Annotated in this window: 16 protein-coding genes and 1 tRNA gene; 7 read left to right on the plus strand and 10 right to left on the minus strand. The window is 72.1% G+C overall.

Annotated elements, in window-relative coordinates; genetic code table 11:
- Positions 1–2: 2 nt before the first annotated feature.
- From AAG827_RS13220 to AAG827_RS13235, 4 genes are all read right to left on the minus strand, one after another.
- Positions 3–92, minus strand: a tRNA-Ser gene (locus AAG827_RS13220).
- 50 nt (positions 93–142) lie between these two features.
- Positions 143–643, minus strand: coding sequence for a hypothetical protein (locus AAG827_RS13225; RefSeq protein WP_341926505.1), 501 nt, complete (start codon positions 641–643; stop codon positions 143–145).
- A 48-nt stretch (positions 644–691) separates the two neighbouring features.
- A complete protein-coding gene (locus AAG827_RS13230; RefSeq protein WP_341926506.1) occupies positions 692–1,669 on the minus strand; it encodes an aldose epimerase family protein in 978 nt (325 codons plus the stop codon).
- Positions 1,670–1,678: 9 nt separating this feature from the next.
- Positions 1,679–2,851, minus strand: coding sequence for an ROK family protein (locus tag AAG827_RS13235; protein WP_341926507.1), 1,173 nt, complete (start codon positions 2,849–2,851; stop codon positions 1,679–1,681).
- A gap of 113 nt (positions 2,852–2,964) precedes the next feature.
- On the opposite strand from AAG827_RS13235, the gene zwf reads away from it, so the two are divergent.
- Genes zwf through AAG827_RS13255 form a run of 4 tightly spaced genes read left to right on the plus strand, consistent with a single transcriptional unit; the run spans position 2,965 to position 7,564 of the window.
- Complete coding sequence (gene zwf, locus AAG827_RS13240) at positions 2,965–4,479, plus strand: glucose-6-phosphate dehydrogenase (protein WP_341926508.1); 1,515 nt, start codon at positions 2,965–2,967, stop codon at positions 4,477–4,479.
- The gene (gene edd / locus AAG827_RS13245) at positions 4,476–6,371 is read left to right on the plus strand and encodes a phosphogluconate dehydratase (protein ID WP_341926509.1); all 1,896 of its coding nucleotides are present in this window, start codon (positions 4,476–4,478) and stop codon (positions 6,369–6,371) included. Before zwf ends, edd begins: the two co-directional genes overlap by 4 nt.
- A complete protein-coding gene (gene eda / locus AAG827_RS13250) occupies positions 6,355–6,999 on the plus strand; it encodes a bifunctional 4-hydroxy-2-oxoglutarate aldolase/2-dehydro-3-deoxy-phosphogluconate aldolase (protein WP_341926511.1) in 645 nt (214 codons plus the stop codon). Before edd ends, eda begins: the two co-directional genes overlap by 17 nt.
- A gap of 4 nt (positions 7,000–7,003) precedes the next feature.
- A complete protein-coding gene (locus tag AAG827_RS13255) occupies positions 7,004–7,564 on the plus strand; it encodes a dihydrofolate reductase family protein (protein WP_341926512.1) in 561 nt (186 codons plus the stop codon).
- On the opposite strand, the gene AAG827_RS13260 is transcribed toward AAG827_RS13255, so the two are convergent.
- The 3 genes from AAG827_RS13260 to AAG827_RS13270 form a co-directional block, all read right to left on the minus strand.
- Positions 7,561–8,802, minus strand: a complete 1,242-nt coding sequence (locus AAG827_RS13260) for a hypothetical protein (RefSeq protein WP_341926514.1) — start codon at positions 8,800–8,802, stop codon at positions 7,561–7,563. The genes AAG827_RS13255 and AAG827_RS13260 overlap by 4 nt on opposite strands.
- A gap of 65 nt (positions 8,803–8,867) precedes the next feature.
- On the minus strand, positions 8,868–9,308 hold the full coding sequence (locus AAG827_RS13265) for a nucleoside deaminase (RefSeq protein WP_341926524.1): 441 nt from the start codon (positions 9,306–9,308) through the stop codon (positions 8,868–8,870).
- Positions 9,309–9,334: 26 nt separating this feature from the next.
- Positions 9,335–9,820, minus strand: a complete 486-nt coding sequence (locus AAG827_RS13270; RefSeq protein ID WP_341926515.1) for a tRNA adenosine deaminase-associated protein — start codon at positions 9,818–9,820, stop codon at positions 9,335–9,337.
- A 90-nt stretch (positions 9,821–9,910) separates the two neighbouring features.
- Between AAG827_RS13270 and upp the strand changes: the two genes are divergently transcribed.
- From upp to pntB, 3 genes are all read left to right on the plus strand, one after another.
- Complete coding sequence (gene upp, locus AAG827_RS13275; protein WP_341926516.1) at positions 9,911–10,552, plus strand: uracil phosphoribosyltransferase; 642 nt, start codon at positions 9,911–9,913, stop codon at positions 10,550–10,552.
- A 96-nt stretch (positions 10,553–10,648) separates the two neighbouring features.
- Positions 10,649–12,175: a Re/Si-specific NAD(P)(+) transhydrogenase subunit alpha gene (locus AAG827_RS13280; RefSeq protein WP_341926518.1), complete on the plus strand. Its 1,527-nt coding sequence runs from the start codon at positions 10,649–10,651 to the stop codon at positions 12,173–12,175.
- 1 nt (position 12,176) lies between these two features.
- Complete coding sequence (pntB, locus tag AAG827_RS13285; protein WP_341926519.1) at positions 12,177–13,634, plus strand: Re/Si-specific NAD(P)(+) transhydrogenase subunit beta; 1,458 nt, start codon at positions 12,177–12,179, stop codon at positions 13,632–13,634.
- Here pntB and thpR read toward each other — a convergent pair.
- The 3 genes from thpR to AAG827_RS13300 all read right to left on the minus strand — a co-directional run.
- Positions 13,631–14,206 carry an RNA 2',3'-cyclic phosphodiesterase gene (gene thpR, locus AAG827_RS13290; RefSeq protein ID WP_341926521.1) on the minus strand — a complete coding sequence of 192 codons (576 nt, stop codon included), beginning with the start codon at positions 14,204–14,206 and terminating at the stop codon, positions 13,631–13,633. The genes pntB and thpR overlap by 4 nt on opposite strands.
- 1 nt (position 14,207) lies before the next feature.
- Positions 14,208–14,939: a VIT family protein gene (locus tag AAG827_RS13295; protein WP_341926522.1), complete on the minus strand. Its 732-nt coding sequence runs from the start codon at positions 14,937–14,939 to the stop codon at positions 14,208–14,210.
- 73 nt (positions 14,940–15,012) lie between these two features.
- Positions 15,013–15,734: acyl-CoA dehydrogenase family protein (locus AAG827_RS13300; RefSeq protein ID WP_341926523.1), on the minus strand; the 722-nt coding region annotated here is incomplete at its 5' end.

Below are 15,734 nucleotides of genomic sequence, written 5' to 3' on the forward strand. Positions count from 1 at the left end.
CCTGGCGGTGGCGGTGGGATTTGAACCCACGGTGGGTTTGACCCCACACATCATTTCGAGTGATGCACCTTCGGCCGCTCGGACACGCCACCGCCGGGAAGGTTACCGGAGCGCTGGCGCGACGGTGAAATCTGGGTCCGGGCTACTCGACGGTGATCGTCGCGGTGTTGCCGGTGATGTCCTCGCGCACGGCGTAGGTGCCCGGGAGGTCGAAGCGGAAGGCGCCGTTGAGGCCCGTGGTGACGGTGTAGCCGTCCAGGTCACCCACGATGACGCCGTAGATCCCCTCGTCGCCGGGGATGAAGAGCACCACGTCGCCGACCTCCACGGTGGAGGTGTCGGCGGTGAAGCCGCCCTCGTCGACCACGATCGTGTCGGCGGCCGGCTCGGTCGAGTCGACGTAGGTCACGCCTCCGGCGGGCGAGTCGGCGGGGGCCTCCTCCTCCGTGTCCTCCTCCTCGCCAGCCTCCTCGCCAGCCTCCTCATCGGTGGTCGCGTCGTCGGCGGGCGAGCTGGACTCACCGGCACTGCTGTCGGCGGGCTCGTCGTCCCCACCGCAGGCACCGAGCCCCAGGGCGAGGGTGAGGCTGAGGGAGGCAGCGGCGGCAGGACGGAGCACCTGGCGGAGGGAAGGGAGCGTCATGGGCGGAACGTAGTCCGACGGCGAGTCCCGCCGCGATGGTGATCTGTACTAATCAGCGAAGCGCCACTCCAGGACCGAGGAGTAGGTCTCGCCCGGTCGCAGGACCGCCGAGGGCCAGTCGGGCCCCTCGTGGTGCGGTGAGTCGGGCGCCAGCTGCGGCTCGAGCGCGATCCCGGCGAAGGGCCCGTAGGGCACGCCGTCGACCGAGCGGCGGGAGCCGTCGAAGCCCTGCCCGGTGTAGACCTGCAGCCCGGGCTGGTCGGTCGCCACCACCAGCGAGATCCCCGTACGACGAGACGTGAGCTCCGCGACCGCTCGAAGGCCGCGCCCCTCGAGCACGTAGTGGTGGTCGATGCCGTCGCCGACGACGTCGCCCAGCCGGACCGGCTCACGCAGGTCGAAGCGGGTGCCCGCGACGTCCTGGTGCTCGCCGAGCGGGATGCCGGTGTCGTCGGTCGGGGTGAAGCGCCCGGCGCTGACGCGCAGCACCTGGTCGCGCACGTCGCCCGCACCGTCCTGGCCGTCGAGGTCGACGTAGGTGTGCTGGGTCAGGTTGACCAGCGTCGGCGCGTCGGTGGTCGCCGTCATCTCCACGACGACCGTGTCGCCGACGACGGCGTAGCGCACCCGCGCCGACACCCGTCCCGGGAAGCCCTGATCGCCGTCGGGGCTCTCGAGCGCGAGCAGGAGCTCGTCGTCGCGATGCGACACGACCTCCCACGTGCGGCGGTGGAAGCCGTCGGGCCCGCCGTGCAGGGCATGACCGCGGTCGTTGGCGCCCACCTCGTGGGCGACCCCGTCGATCTCGAAGCGGCCGCCCGCGATGCGGTTGGCGTAGCGACCGATCAGGCCGCCGACGAAGTCCCGCGAGGCGAGATACTCCTGCTCCGTGGCGTGGCCGAGCACCACGTTGCGGCGCACCTGCGCACCGACCTCGAGCCGGTGCACGGTCGCGCCCAGCGGGAGCACGTGGAGGACCGGGCCGGGCTCCCGACCGATCACGAGGGCTGGCAGCGGGCTGGGCATCCGCAGACGCTAGCGGGTGCCGACCGGCGATCGCTCCAGCAGGCGGGCGTCGACCGCCGCCGGGCTGAGCACCTGCTCCAGCGCCATCGACGCGCACCCGACCAGACCGGCCCGGTCGCCGAACGTGGACGGGAGGAACTGCAGGTCGCGGGTGGCGAGCGCGGACGCGCGGGCGTAGACGCTCTCGCGCACGCCCGCGGCGTAGACGTCGAAGACGGCTGCCATGTCGCCGCCGATGACGACCGCCTGCGGGTTGAGCAGGTTGATGGCCACGGCCAGGACCTCGCCCAGCTGGCGACCGCTCTCGCGCAGCAGCTGCTTGGCGTCGGCGTCGCCGGCCGCGGCCAGCGCCACCAGGTCGCGCACGTGGTCGACCCGGCGACCCGACTCGGTCAGCCGGGCGACCAGGGCCCACCCGCCGGCCAGGGTCTCCAGGCAGCCAGTGTCTCCGCAGCGACAGGGGCGGCCTGCGGCGGCGTCCACCTTGGTGTGGCCGATCTCGCCGGCGCCCCCGAGGTGCCCCGAGATGACCCGGCCCTCGGCGATGATGCCGAGCCCGAGACCGGTCGAGGCCTTGACGACGATGAGGTCGGAGAAGCCGGTCGCGTGGCCGAGCCGCTCGGAGCGGGCCAGCACGTCGGCGTCGTTGCCGACGAAGGTCGGCGCCTGGGCGACATCGGCGAGGTAGTGGGTCAGGTCGGCACCGTCCCAGCCGCCCATGACGGGCGAGTCGACGCTGACCCCCCGCACGGGGTCGACGGTGCCGGGCAGGCTGATCCCGATCGACAGCACCGGCCGGCCGGCCGCGACCTCGTCCAGGAGTCGACCCAGGTGGGTCGCGACCGCGGGCATGACCACCTCGGGCCCCGCCCCCACCTCGTGGTCCACGGCGGAGATCGCGAGCTCGGCGCCGAGCAGGTCGAAGACCGCCAGCTGCGAGCGGGAGCGCCCGATCGCCGCGGCCAGCACGACCCCGGCGTCCTTGTTGAAGACGATGCTGCCCGGCGGGCGCCCTCCGGTCGAGGCGAGCTCCTCGCCCACGAGCAGCAGGCCCGCCTCGGCGAGCGCCGCGACCCGGGCGACGACGGCCGTGCGCGACAGACCGGTCTGCACCCGGAGCTGCGAGCGGGTGCTCGCCCGCCCCGAGCGCACGAGCTCGAGGACGTCGCCGGCGGTGGTCATGACCTCGATCCTAGGCGCTTGCGCCCGCCTGGATCGTCCATTCCGCCCACTTTTGTCTAAACAAAGCCCAAGTTATGCTTGCCGGGAGCACTCTTCGGTCCTACCGTTGAACGGTGACCCTCCCCGCCACCGAGCTCTCCGCCGGTCTGCCCCCGTGCGACTTCACGGTCTTCGGCGGCACCGGCGACCTGGCCCTGCGCAAGCTCCTGCCCGCCCTCTACCAGCGCGAGCTCGAGGGCCAGCTGCCTGCGGGCACCCGGATCATCGGGGTCTCGCGCACCGACGTCGACGACGAGGGCTACCGCCACGCCGTCCGCGAGGCCCTGCACACCCACGTGACCGCCGACGAGCTCGACGAGGACGCCGTACGACGCCTGGTCGGCCGCGTCCGCCACCTCACCCTCGACTCCCGCGACCCCGAGGGCTGGCACCTGCTCCACGACCTGCTCAAGGACCGTCCCGCCCAGGACCCGGAGAGCGGCGAGGAGGTCGTGCGGGTGTTCTACCTCGCGATCGCCCCGGCGCTCTTCGGGCCGACCTGCGAGCGGCTCGGCGCCGCCGGGGTCGTCGAGGACTCCTCGCGCGTGGTGATGGAGAAGCCCATCGGCACCGACCTGGAGTCGGCCCGCGCGGTCAACGACGCGGTCGGTCGCGTCTTCTCCGAGCAGCAGATCTTCCGCATCGACCACTACCTCGGCAAGGAGAGCGTGCAGAACCTGTTGGTCACGCGCTTCGCCAACACCTTCCTCGAGCCGCTGTGGAACTCGCGCTGGGTCGACCACGTGCAGATCACCGTCTCCGAGACCCTCGGGGTCGGTGACCGTGGCGGCTACTACGACACCTCCGGCGCGCTGCGCGACATGGTGCAGAACCACCTGCTCCAGCTGCTCTGCCTCGTCGCGATGGAGCCGCCGACCTACGTCGGGCGCGAGACCGTGCGCGACGAGAAGCTCAAGGTGCTCCAGGCGCTCAAGCCGATGAGCCCCGAGGACGTCGACCGGAGCACGGTGCGCGGCCGCTACACCGCCGGGCTCGTCGACGGCGTGGCCGTGCCGTCCTACACCGACGACATCGGCCACCCCGGCAGCAGCACCGAGACCTTCGTCGCCGTGCGCGCCGAGGTGCAGAACTGGCGCTGGGCCGGCGTGCCGTTCTACCTGCGCACCGGCAAGCGGATGGATCGCCGGATGTCGGAGATCGTGGTGGTCTTCAAGGAGCCGCCGCACGCGATGTTCCCCCACAGCGAGGGCGTCACGTCGGCCAACCGGCTGCACATCCAGGTCCAGCCCGACGAGGGCATGCGCCTGCACATGACGGCCAAGGAGCCCGGTCCCGGCGGCATCCGGCTGCGGCCGGTCTCGCTCGACCTGAGCTATGCGACGACCTTCACCGAGCGCTCCCCCGACGCCTACGAGCGGCTCCTGATGGACGTCATCCGCGGCAACCCGACCCTCTTCATGCGCCGCGACGAGGTCGAGGCCGCGTGGACCTGGGTCGAGCCCATCCTCCGGCGGTGGCAGACCGCCCCCGACCGCCCCAAGCGCTACCCGGCAGGCACCAGCGGGCCCTCGGCAGCCGCCATGCTCCTCGAGCGCGACGGCCGACACTGGCAGGAGTCCGACGCATGAGCCCCACCCCCGCTCCCAGCAGCACCCACCCCGTCGTCGCGGAGGTGACCGACCGCCTGGTCGCGCGCAGCCGCCCCAGCCGCACGGCGTACCTCTCCCGCATCCGCGCGGCAGCCGACCAGGGCCCGGCCCGCGGCAAGCTCGGCTGCGCCAACATCGCGCACGGCTTCGCGGCCGCCGAGCCCGACGAGAAGGTCGCCCTGCGCGGACGCACCAAGCCCAACCTGGCGATCGTCACGAGCTTCAACGACATGCTCTCCGCCCACCAGCCGTACGGCGACTACCCACCGGTGCTCAAGCAGGCGACCGCCCGTGCGGGCGGGATCGCCCAGGTCGCGGGCGGCGTGCCGGCGATGTGCGACGGCATCACGCAGGGTCGGGACGGCATGCAGCTCTCGCTCTACAGCCGTGACGTGATCGCGATGTCGACCGCCATCGCCCTGAGCCACGACATGTTCGACGGCGCGCTGATGCTCGGCGTCTGCGACAAGATCGTGCCCGGCATGCTGATCGGGGCCCTGTCCTTCGGTCACCTCCCGACCGTCTTCGTGCCGGCCGGCCCGATGGCCTCGGGTCTGCCCAACTCGGAGAAGGCCCGCGTGCGCCAGCTGCACGCCGAGGGCAAGGTCGGTCGCGACGAGCTGCTCGAGGCAGAGGCGGCGTCCTACCACTCGCGCGGCACCTGCACCTTCTACGGCACCGCCAACTCCAACCAGCTGCTGATGGAGGTGCTCGGCCTGCACCTGCCGGGCTCCTCGTTCGTCAACCCAGGCACGCCGCTGCGCGAGGCCCTGACGCGAGCCGCAGCGGCGCGCGCGGTGGGGATCACGCACCAGGGCACGGCCGACGAGGCGACGCCGATCGGCGAGGTCGTGGACGAGAAGGCGATCGTCAACGCCTGCGTGGCGCTGCTCGCCAGCGGCGGGTCGACCAACCACACGATGCACCTCGTCGCGATCGCCCGCGCCGCGGGTGTCGCGCTGACCTGGCAGGACCTCTCGGACCTGTCGGCGGTCGTGCCGTCGCTGTGCCGGATCTATCCCAACGGCTCCGCCGACGTGAACCACTTCCACGCCGCCGGCGGCATCGGCTTCCTGGTCCGCACCCTGCTGGCGCACGGGCTGCTCCACGAGGACGTGCGGACGATCATGGGTCGCGGCCTGAGCCACTACACCCGCGAGCCCGTGCTGCGCGGTGCCGACGGGGGCGAGCTCACCTGGCAGGAGGGCACCGAGGTCAGCCTCGACCGCGACGTGCTGCGCCCGGCCGACGACCCGTTCTCCGCCGACGGGGGGCTCAAGGTGCTCACCGGCCTGCTCGGCACGGGCGTCATCAAGGTCTCGGCCGTCAAGCCCGAGCACCGCGTCGTCACGGCCCCGGCCCTGGTCTTCGACGACCAGGACGACTTCCTCGTCGCGTTCGGCGAAGGCCGGCTCGACGGACGCGACCTGGTGGCCGTGATCCGCTACCAGGGCCCGGCCGCCAACGGCATGCCGGAGCTGCACAAGCTCACCCCGTCGCTGGGGGTCCTCCAGGACCGGGGCCAGAAGGTCGCGATCGTCACCGACGGACGCATGTCCGGGGCGTCGGGCAAGGTGCCGGCCGCCATCCACGTCACGCCCGAGGCAGCCCTCGGCGGCCCCCTGGCCAAGGTGCGCGACGGCGACCTGGTCACCGTCGACGCCGAGCGCGGGCTGCTCGGCATCGACGTGCCCGACCTGCACGAGCGCACCGCGACCGGTCGCGCCCTCGACGGAGACGAGTGGGCCGGCACCGGGCGCGAGCTCTTCGCGGCCTTCCGCGCGACGGTCGGCGCGGCCGACACCGGCGCCAGCGTCTTCGGCTCCTACGGCGTTCCCCTCACGGAGGTCCCCCTTGTCCAGCACGTCTGAGTCCCCGCTCCTCACCAGCCTGCTCGACGCCGTGCCGGTGATGCCGGTCGTGGTGATCGATCGGCTCGAGGACGCCGTGCCCGTCGCACGGGCCCTCGTCGACGGCGGCCTGCCGGCGATCGAGCTGACCCTGCGCACCCCGGTGGCGCTCGAGGCCATCCGCGCGATCGCGACCGAGGTCCCCGAGATCCTGGTCGGCGCCGGCACGATCGTGACGCCGTCGCAGGCCCGCGAGGCCCAGGACGCGGGCGCCCGCTTTCTCGTCTCACCCGGTGCGACCCCGTCGCTGCTCGCGGCGATGATCGACACGCGGCTGCCGTTCCTGCCCGGCACGGCCACCGTCTCGGAGGTCCTCGCCGTGCTCGAGGCCGGGCTCACCGAGATGAAGTTCTTCCCCGCCGAGGCCTCGGGCGGCGCCGCGTTCCTCAAGGCGATCTCCTCGCCCGTCCCCGCCGCCCGCTTCTGCCCCACCGGCGGCATCACCGCGGCGACCGCGGGCGACTACCTGGCGCTGCCCAACGTCGGCTGCGTCGGCGGGTCGTGGCTCACCCCGGCCGACGTGCTGCGCGACGGCGACTGGGCGCGCGTCGAGGCCCTGGCGAGAGCCGCGGCCTCCCTGGCAGTCTGAGCGCATGGGCCAGGTCATCAGCAACTTCTTCATCTCCCTCGACGGTGTCGTGGAGTCGCCCGACCAGTGGCACTTCGACTACTGGAGCGACGAGATGGGTGGCGTGGTGGGCGCCGGCATGGGGACCTGCGCCGGCTTCCTGATGGGCCGCGTCCTCTACGACCAGTGGTCGGCCTACTGGACAGCCAACACCGACGACGACGGCTTCGGCCCGTTCATCAACGCGATCCCCAAGTACGTCGTCTCCGCGACGCTCACCGAGGCCACCTGGCAGAACACCACGCTGGTCACCGGCACGCCCGAGGAGATCGAGACCCAGCTGCGCGAGATCCGGGCGGGTGCCGACGGCGACATCATCCTCTCCGGCAGCGCCACCCTGGTCCGCTCGCTGCTGGCCATGGGGCTGGTCGACAAGCTCGCGCTGCTGGTGCACCCGGTGGCCGTGGGCAGCGGTGCGCGGCTCTTCGAGGAGACCCCGAAGACCCCGTTGACACTGCTCTCGTCGAGCACCATCGAGCACGGCGTCCTGCACCTGGAGTACGCCCCGGCGGGCGTCGCCGGCTAGGGAGTAGTGCCCTGCGGCTGCGGCAGGACGACCGCGGAGGTCGCGGGCAGACTGCCGGGCACCGCCGGCAGCGTCACGTAGAAGCGACCGCGCCCCTCGGGCATCAGCACCTCGAACACGCCGGCGTCACCGACGACCCCGCGCGCGACCGGCTCGGCGTCGCCGCCGTCCAGCGAGCGCCAGAGCGTGACGGGCGTGCCCGGCACCGCCGGGATGGCTGAGCCGACGACTCGACCACCGTCGACGCGGGCCTCGACGACGGGGGCGACCTCGACGACGAAGGGCGACGAGACGCTGCCCTCGGCCAGAGGCCGGTCGACGAAACGCCAGCGGTAGAGCGTGCGGCGCAACGGCTCCACCGTCACCGTGGGGTCGGCGCCGTCCACGACGTCGACGGTCTCCCAGAACGTGGTGCCGAACGCCTGCTGCTCCAGGATCAGGCTCGCGCCCGGCACGCGCGTGCCTCCCGCGGTCACCTGCATCGTCCCGCGCAGGGCGAGGCGCTCGCCGGCGGTGATCGCGGTCTGCTCGCCGGCCATGTCCATGGCGGTGCTGGTGGCCATGCCCTCGAGGTCGTAGGTCGTGACGCCGCCCGGGGTGCCCAGGCGCAGCGTGTCCATGCTGAACGGCGCGCCGTCGCAGCCGTAGCCCACGGTGAAGAGCCCCGGGGCGTCCCCGCCGTGCGCGGCGGTGAAGGTCGCGACGTCCGAGGGGAGCTCGGGCCCCTGCTCCAGCAGGGCTCCGGTCGTCATGTCGCGCTTGGACCAGACGTAGAACAGGTCGGTCGCGTCGACCTCCTGCCAGCCGCCCGGGAGCAGGACCAGCTCGGCCCGGCCGAACCACGCGGCGTTGGTGCCGCCGTCGGCGGGCGCCTGGTAGCCGACGTAGGCCACCCCGCTCCCGCCGTCCTCGGCGTAGGCCGCCAGGCTCGCAGTGGTCGTGTCGAGCAGCGAGTCGACCGAGAAGAGCGCGCCCATCGCCGAGCCACCAGCGAGGTCGTAGCCGAGGCTGCGCATCCCGGTCGGGGGCAGCGCCGGTCCGAAGCCGATCGTCGGGGCGAGGGTCTCGGCGCCGCGGTCGTGGAGCGACGCGCAGCCGACGTAGGAGAAGCCGGCCCCCGCGTCGGGGAACGACGTGCCGCGCACGGTGACCGTCGAGTCAGCCTGCGCGGGCGCGGCCGTCACGACGGCGGCCGTGGCCACCGTGGCGAGGACTGCGAGGAGACTCCGACGGTTCACACACCCATTGTTACCCCTGGGGGCATGAACGCGCCCCCTAATGGAGGGGGTTCACGACCCGTTCATCACATCTCTCGCCGGCGGGCGGCGAAGAAGTCGTCGAGCAGGGCGCCGGACTCGACCGCCAGGACCCCGGCGACCACCTCCGGTCGGTGGTTGAGCCGACGGTCGCGCACCACGTCCCAGAGGCTCCCGACGGCGCCGGCCTTCTCGTCGTAGGCGCCGAAGACGATCCGGGACACCCGGCTCAGCACCGCCGCTCCGGCGCACATCGTGCACGGCTCGAGGGTCACCACGAGGGTGCAGCCGTCGAGCCGCCACTCCCCCCGGGCCTGCGCCGCGGCGCGCAGCGCGACGACCTCGGCGTGACCGGTCGGGTCACCGTCGGCCTCCCGGACGTTGCGGCCCGTCGCGATCGCGGCGCCGGACGGGTCGAGCACGATCGCACCGATGGGCACGTCGCCGGTGCTCAGGGCGGCGCGCGCCTCGTCGAGGGCGGCGAGCATCGGCTCGCGCCACGGGGCGGTGGGGCTCACGCGCTGGTGAGGCCGACCGCGTCGTCGAACTGCTCGCCGAAGCCGAGGCTGCCGGCGATGTCGGAGAGGGCGTCGTCGGGGTAGAGGTCCTCGTCGTCGAGCAGGATCGCGAGGTCCATGGCGTTGAGGCCGAGGTCGCCGAGCAGGTCGAGGTCTCCGGCGGGGGCCGGCTCGTCGTCCTCCTCGGGCATCGGCAGGTGCAGGAAGTCGACCGCCGAGCCGGCGAGCTCCCACTCGTCGGCGGCGGTGATGTCGGAGAGCAGGACCCGGGTGCTGGCACCGGCCACGCGCACGATGAGGAAGAAGTCCTCGTCGATCGCCACCAGTCCCACGGCGCCGCCGTCACCGGGGAAGCGGCGCAGGGCGTGGGCGAGCGAGTCGACGTCCACGAGATGGTCATGGACCATCTCCTGGACCTGCCAGACACCCTCCTCGCGGTAGGCGGCGAGGGCGTAGTCGATGCCTTCGAGCTGATCGGTCATCTGCTCCCCTCCGTCCTGCTGGGTGGATGTCGCCCGCCCAGAGTGGCACGCCGGAGGCACCGGGGCCAGTCCGCCCACTAGGGTTTTCCCATGCGCACCCACGTCGTCGACCACCCGCTCGTCGCCCACAAGCTCACCACGCTGCGCGACGTGCGCACGGACTCGCCGACCTTCCGGGCGCTGACCGACGAGCTCGTGACGCTGCTGGCCTACGAGGCCACCCGCGACGTCCGCGTCGAGGCGCACGACATCGAGACGCCCGTGTCCCCCACCACCGGCGTCACGCTGGCCACGCCCAAGCCGTTGGTCGTGCCGATCCTCCGCGCCGGGCTGGGCATGCTCGACGGGATGATGCGGCTGCTGCCGACGGCCGAGGTCGGCTTCCTGGGGATGATGCGCAACGAGGAGACGCTCGAGGCGTCGACGTACGCCGAGCGGCTGCCGGAGGACCTCTCGGGCCGCCAGTGCTATGTCCTGGACCCGATGCTGGCGACCGGCGGCACGCTCGCGGCCGCCATCAAGTTCCTCACCGACCGCGGCGCCGACGACATCACCGCGATCTGTCTGCTCGCCGCCCCCGAGGGCTGCCAGCGCCTCGAGGACGAGCTGTCCGGCCTCGACGTCCCCGTCACGGTCGTCACGGCGGCCATGGACGAGAAGCTCAACGAGAAGGGCTACATCGTCCCGGGCCTCGGCGACGCCGGCGACCGGCTCTACGGGCTCGCGCACTGACCGCTGCGCCCGGGCGTGCGCCCACGCGCCGGACGTGACCCTGGTCACCAGGACCCCTGTGTAGGTTGACGCACGGTCAACCCCCAGGAGGTATCCGTGCGCATCGGCATCCCGCGCGAGTCCAAGGCCGGCGAGACCCTCGTCGCCGCCACCGCGATCACCGCTGCCCAGCTGACGGCGCTCGGCTACGAGGTCGTCGTGGAGTCCGGCGCCGGCACGCTGGCCGACCAGCCGGACAGCGCCTTCGAGGCCGCCGACATCACGGTGGGGTCCGCCGACGACGCCTGGTCCTGCGACGTCGTCGTCAAGGTCAACGCCCCGACGCCCGCCGAGATCGGCCTGCTGCGCCCCTCCGCCACGATCGTCTCGCTGATGGCCCCTGCGCGCAGCCCCGAGCTCGTCGAGCAGCTGACCGCCGCCGGCGTGACCGCCCTGGCGATGGACGCCGTCCCCCGGATCTCGCGCGCGCAGTCGCTGGACGTGCTCTCCTCCATGGCCAACGTCGCGGGCTACCGCGCCGTGATCGAAGCGGCCCACGCCTTCGGTCGCCAGTTCACCGGCCAGGTCACCGCTGCCGGCAAGGTCCCGCCGGCGAAGGTCTTCGTCGTCGGCGCCGGCGTCGCCGGGCTGGCCGCGATCGGCGCAGCCGGGTCGATGGGCGCGATCGTGCGCGCCTTCGACGTGCGCCCCGAGGTCGCCGAGCAGGTCGAGTCGATGGGCGCCCAGTTCGTCACAGTCGACATGGAGCAGGAGGTCAGCTCCGACGGATATGCCAAGGAGATGACCGCCGAGCAGGAGGCCGCCACGGCCAAGATGTACGACGAGGAGGTGCGCGCCGCCGACATCGTCATCACCACCGCGCTGATCCCCGGCCGCCCCGCGCCGGTGCTCGTGCGCGCCGAGACCGTCGCCGCGATGAAGAACGGCAGCGTCATCGTCGACATGGCAGCGGCCAACGGCGGCAACTGCGAGCTGACGCAGCCCGACGAGCGGGTGGTGACCGACAACCTGGTCACGATCCTGGGCTGGACCGACCTCGCCAGCCGCCTGGCCGCCCAGACCTCCCAGCTCTACGGCACCAACGTCGTCAACCTCTTCAAGCTGCTGACGCCCGGCAAGGACGGCCAGCTCACCCTCGACTTCGACGACGTCGTCCAGCGCGGCATCACCGTCGTCCACGACGGCACCCTGATGTGGCCGCCGCCGCCGGTGCAGGTCTCGGCGGCACCGGTGGCCGCCGCGCCTCCCGCGGAGCCGGTCGCCCCGAAGCCACCGCCCGACCCCCGCCGCAAGACCTATGCCGCCGCGCTGGGAGCGGTCACGTTCCTCGCGCTCGCGGCCTACGCCCCCGCGGTGTTCCTCAACCACTTCACGGTCTTCGCCCTGGCCGTGTTCGTGGGCTACTACGTGATCTCCAACGTGGCGCACGCCCTGCACACGCCGCTCATGAGCGAGACCAACGCCATCTCCGGGATCATCCTGGTCGGCGGCATCCTCCAGGTGGGCAGCACCAACCCGGCGATCGCGATCCTCGCCACCGTGGCCGTGCTCGTCGCGAGCATCAACATCTTCGGCGGGTTCCTCGTGACCCTCCGGATGCTCGAGATGTTCCGGAAGGACTGACATGAGCGACTTCCTGACCTCCGACAGGCTGCCGGGGCTGGTGCAGGGCGGCTACATCATCGCCGCGGTGCTCTTCATCGGCGCGCTCGCCGGGCTCTCCAAGCACGAGACCGCCAAGCGCGGCAACCTGGCCGGCATGGCCGGCATGGCCATCGCCCTGGTCGCGACGGTGCTGCTCGCCGCCCGCCAGGCCGAGCTGCCCGATCCCCTGGACCACTGGCGGGGCCTCGGCTCGACGCTGGCGCTGATCGTCGTCGCGATGGCCATCGGTGCCGCGATCGGCGCGTGGCGGGCCCGCACCGTCGAGATGACCGGGATGCCCGAGCTGGTCGCGATCCTGCACAGCTTCGTCGGCCTGGCCGCGGTGCTGGTCGGCATCAACTCCTTCCTCGACCCCGAGGCCCCGACCACCGGGTCCCTCGGCGCGATCCACGAGGTCGAGGTCTTCATCGGTGTCTTCATCGGCGCCGTGACCTTCACCGGCTCGATCGTCGCCAACCTCAAGCTCAGCGCCAAGATGAAGTCGACCCCGCTGGCGCTGCCCGGTCGTCACCTGCTCAACCTCGCGATCATCGTCCTGTCGCTGGCACTGCTCGTGTGGTTCATGAACGACCACGACAACGGGCTGGTCCCGCTGCTGCTCATGACCGCGCTTGCCCTCGCGCTCGGCTTCCACCTGGTCGCCGCCATCGGCGGCGGCGACATGCCGGTGGTCGTCTCGATGCTCAACAGCTATTCGGGCTGGGCGGCCGCGGCCGCCGGCTTCCTGCTGGACAACGACCTGCTGATCATCACCGGCTCGCTCGTCGGCTCCTCCGGCGCGATCCTGTCCTACATCATGTGCAAGGCGATGAACCGCTCGTTCATCTCCGTCATCGCCGGCGGCTTCGGCTCCGACGGCGCCATCTCCGGCGAGGCCCGCGACTACGGCGAGCACCGCGAGATCCAGGCCGCGGAGGCCGCCGAGCTGCTCGCGGGGGCGTCGAGCGTGGTGATCACGCCGGGCTACGGCATGGCGGTCGCCCAGGCGCAGTACCCCGTCGCCGAGCTCACGGCCAAGCTGCGCGCCCGTGGGGTCGACGTGCGCTTCGGGATCCACCCGGTCGCCGGGCGCCTGCCCGGCCACATGAACGTCCTGCTCGCCGAGGCCAAGGTGCCCTACGACATCGTGCTCGAGATGGACGAGATCAACGCCGACTTCCCCACGACCGACGTGGTCCTGGTCATCGGCGCCAACGACACCGTCAACCCCGCCGCGCTCGACGAGCCGGGCTCGCCCATCGCGGGCATGCCCGTGCTGGAGGTGTGGAACGCCCGCGAGGTCATCGTCTTCAAGCGCTCCATGGCCACCGGCTACGCCGGCGTGCAGAACCCGCTGTTCTTCAAGGACAACTCGCGGATGCTCTTCGGCGACGCCAAGGAGCGGGTCGAGGACATCGTCCGGGCGCTGCCGGCCTAGCGGGCACCCAGCGGGAAGGTCTCGACCACCTCGTAGCGCGGTCGCTTGTGCGGCCCCTCGCCGAGGTGCGACGCGACCAGGCTGACCTCGTCGGCCTGCCAGGACGGACCCTCGTAGCCGTCGAGGAGCTGCACCCAGCGGGTCACCTCGGTGGGCCGCCCGAGGCGGGCCAGGGTCACGTGGGGGTGGAAGCGCTGTCCGTCGATCTCCGTGCCGGCGGTCGACGCCGCGATGCGCAGGCCCGCGGCCAGCCGGTCGACCTCCTGACGCACGCCCCCGGTCAGCGACAACCCGGCGTACAGCACGCGGGCGCGGGCGACGTCGGGGAAGGCGCCGCCACCGACGACCCGCGTCGTGAACGGCGTACGACGGGCGGCCGCGAGGCCGAGCCGCTCGACGAGGTCGTCGAGCCGGTGCTCCGGGACCGAGGCCATGAAGGCCAGCGTGACGTGCAGGTGCTCCGGGAGCGACCACCGGAAGGACGCCGCCTCTCGCCGGGGCGCGAGGAACTCGTCGAGGTGCTCCAGCACGTGGTCGGGCGGCACCAGCGCGACGAACATCCGCTGGCCCATGTCAGAGGTTGGTGCCGAGCAGGGTCCCGATCCCGTAGGTGACGGCCATCGCGAAGATCCCGCCGCCCACGTTGCGGGCGACGGCGCGGCCCGCCGGCCCGTAGCCGAAGCGGGCGCTGGCCCAACCGGTGATGGCGAGCGCGACGGCGACGGAGACCACGGTGACGGCGATGCGGGTGGACTCCGGCAGGAAGGCGATCGTCAGCAGCGGCAGCAGCGCCCCGAGCGTGAAGGCGATCATCGAGGCGAAGGCGGCGTTCCACGCGGAGGTGAGGTCGTCGGGGTCGATGCCGAGCTCGATGTCGGCGTGCGCCTTGAGGGCGTCCTTCGCGGTGAGCTGGCGGGCCACCTCGAGCGCCGTCGCCTCGTTGAGGCCCTTGTCCTGGTAGAGCGAGGCGAGCTCGGCGAGCTCCTCCTCGGGCTCCTCGCGCAGCTCGCGGCGCTCCTTCTCGAGCAGCGCCTTCTCGGAGTCGCGCTGGGTGCTGACCGAGACGTACTCGCCGGCCGCCATGCTCATCGCGCCGGCGACGAGCCCCGCGACGCCCGCGACCACGATGGCCGTGCGGTCGGTCGTGGCACCGGCGACGCCGACCACGAGGCCGGCCGTCGACACGATCCCGTCGTTGGCGCCGAGCACGCCCGCGCGCAGCCAGTTGAGCCGGCTGCGCAGGCCCTCGCCGTGCGGCTCGTCGTCGTGGGGCCCGACCTCGACGTCCACAGTCTCAGCACTCATGGCTCGATCCTCCTGGGTCGCCCGGGTGCTCGCAAGGAAGGTGAGGCTCGGCTGGGCCCGGTCCCGACGGGGCTCAGAGCCCGAGGTCGCGCCCGATGAGCTCCTTCATGATCTCGTTGGAGCCGGCCCAGATCTTGGAGACGCGGGCGTCGCGCCAGGCCCGGGCGACGCGGTACTCGTTCATGAAGCCGTAGCCGCCGTGCAGCTGCACGCAGTGGTCGAGCACGTCGTTCTGCACCTGCGAGGTCCACCACTTGGCCTTGGCGGCGTCGACGGGGGTGAGCTCCTTCTTGGTGTGCGCGATGACGCACTGGTCGACGTAGGCCTGGGTGACCTCGATCTGGGTGACCAGCTCGGCGATGAGGAACTTGTTGTGCTGGAAGGAGCCGATGCTGGCACCGAAGGCCTTGCGGTCGATCGTGTAGGCGATGGTCTCGCCGAGGATCTGCTTGACGTGCGCGAGGTTGGAGATCGCGCAGCCGAGCCGCTCCTGCGGGAGGTTCTGCATCATGTGGATGAAGCCGTTGTCGAGCTCGCCGACGATGTCGTCGTCGGTGACCCGCAGGCCCTCGAAGAACAGCTCGGCGGTGTCGGACTCGTCCTGGCCGACCTTGTCGAGCTTGCGGCCGCGGCTGAAGCCCTCGGCGGCGGTGGGCAGCGCGAAGAGGGTGATGCCCTTGGCCTTCTTCTCCGGGCTGGTGCGCACCGCGGTGACGACCAGGTCGGCGGAGTAGCCGTTGGTGATGAAGGTCTTGGAGCCGTTGACGACCCAGTCGTCGCCGTCGCGGACGGCGG

It is taken from the genome of Nocardioides psychrotolerans (genome assembly GCF_943371775.1).
GTDB lineage: Bacteria > Actinomycetota > Actinomycetes > Propionibacteriales > Nocardioidaceae > Nocardioides > Nocardioides psychrotolerans_A.

Coding starts and splice junctions, on each gene's coding strand:
- AAG827_RS13225 (WP_341926505.1), bottom strand. CDS start 643: ATGACGCTCCCTTCCCTCCGCCAGGTGCTCCGTCCTGCCGCCGCTGCC.
- AAG827_RS13230 (WP_341926506.1), bottom strand. CDS start 1,669: ATGCCCAGCCCGCTGCCAGCCCTCGTGATCGGTCGGGAGCCCGGCCCG.
- AAG827_RS13235 (WP_341926507.1), bottom strand. CDS start 2,851: ATGACCACCGCCGGCGACGTCCTCGAGCTCGTGCGCTCGGGGCGGGCG.
- edd (WP_341926509.1), top strand. CDS start 4,476: ATGAGCCCCACCCCCGCTCCCAGCAGCACCCACCCCGTCGTCGCGGAG.
- AAG827_RS13255 (WP_341926512.1), top strand. CDS start 7,004: ATGGGCCAGGTCATCAGCAACTTCTTCATCTCCCTCGACGGTGTCGTG.
- AAG827_RS13265 (WP_341926524.1), bottom strand. CDS start 9,308: ATGCTCGCCGCCCTCGACGAGGCGCGCGCCGCCCTGAGCACCGGCGAC.
- AAG827_RS13270 (WP_341926515.1), bottom strand. CDS start 9,820: ATGACCGATCAGCTCGAAGGCATCGACTACGCCCTCGCCGCCTACCGC.
- upp (WP_341926516.1), top strand. CDS start 9,911: ATGCGCACCCACGTCGTCGACCACCCGCTCGTCGCCCACAAGCTCACC.
- pntB (WP_341926519.1), top strand. CDS start 12,177: ATGAGCGACTTCCTGACCTCCGACAGGCTGCCGGGGCTGGTGCAGGGC.
- thpR (WP_341926521.1), bottom strand. CDS start 14,206: ATGGGCCAGCGGATGTTCGTCGCGCTGGTGCCGCCCGACCACGTGCTG.
- AAG827_RS13295 (WP_341926522.1), bottom strand. CDS start 14,939: ATGAGTGCTGAGACTGTGGACGTCGAGGTCGGGCCCCACGACGACGAG.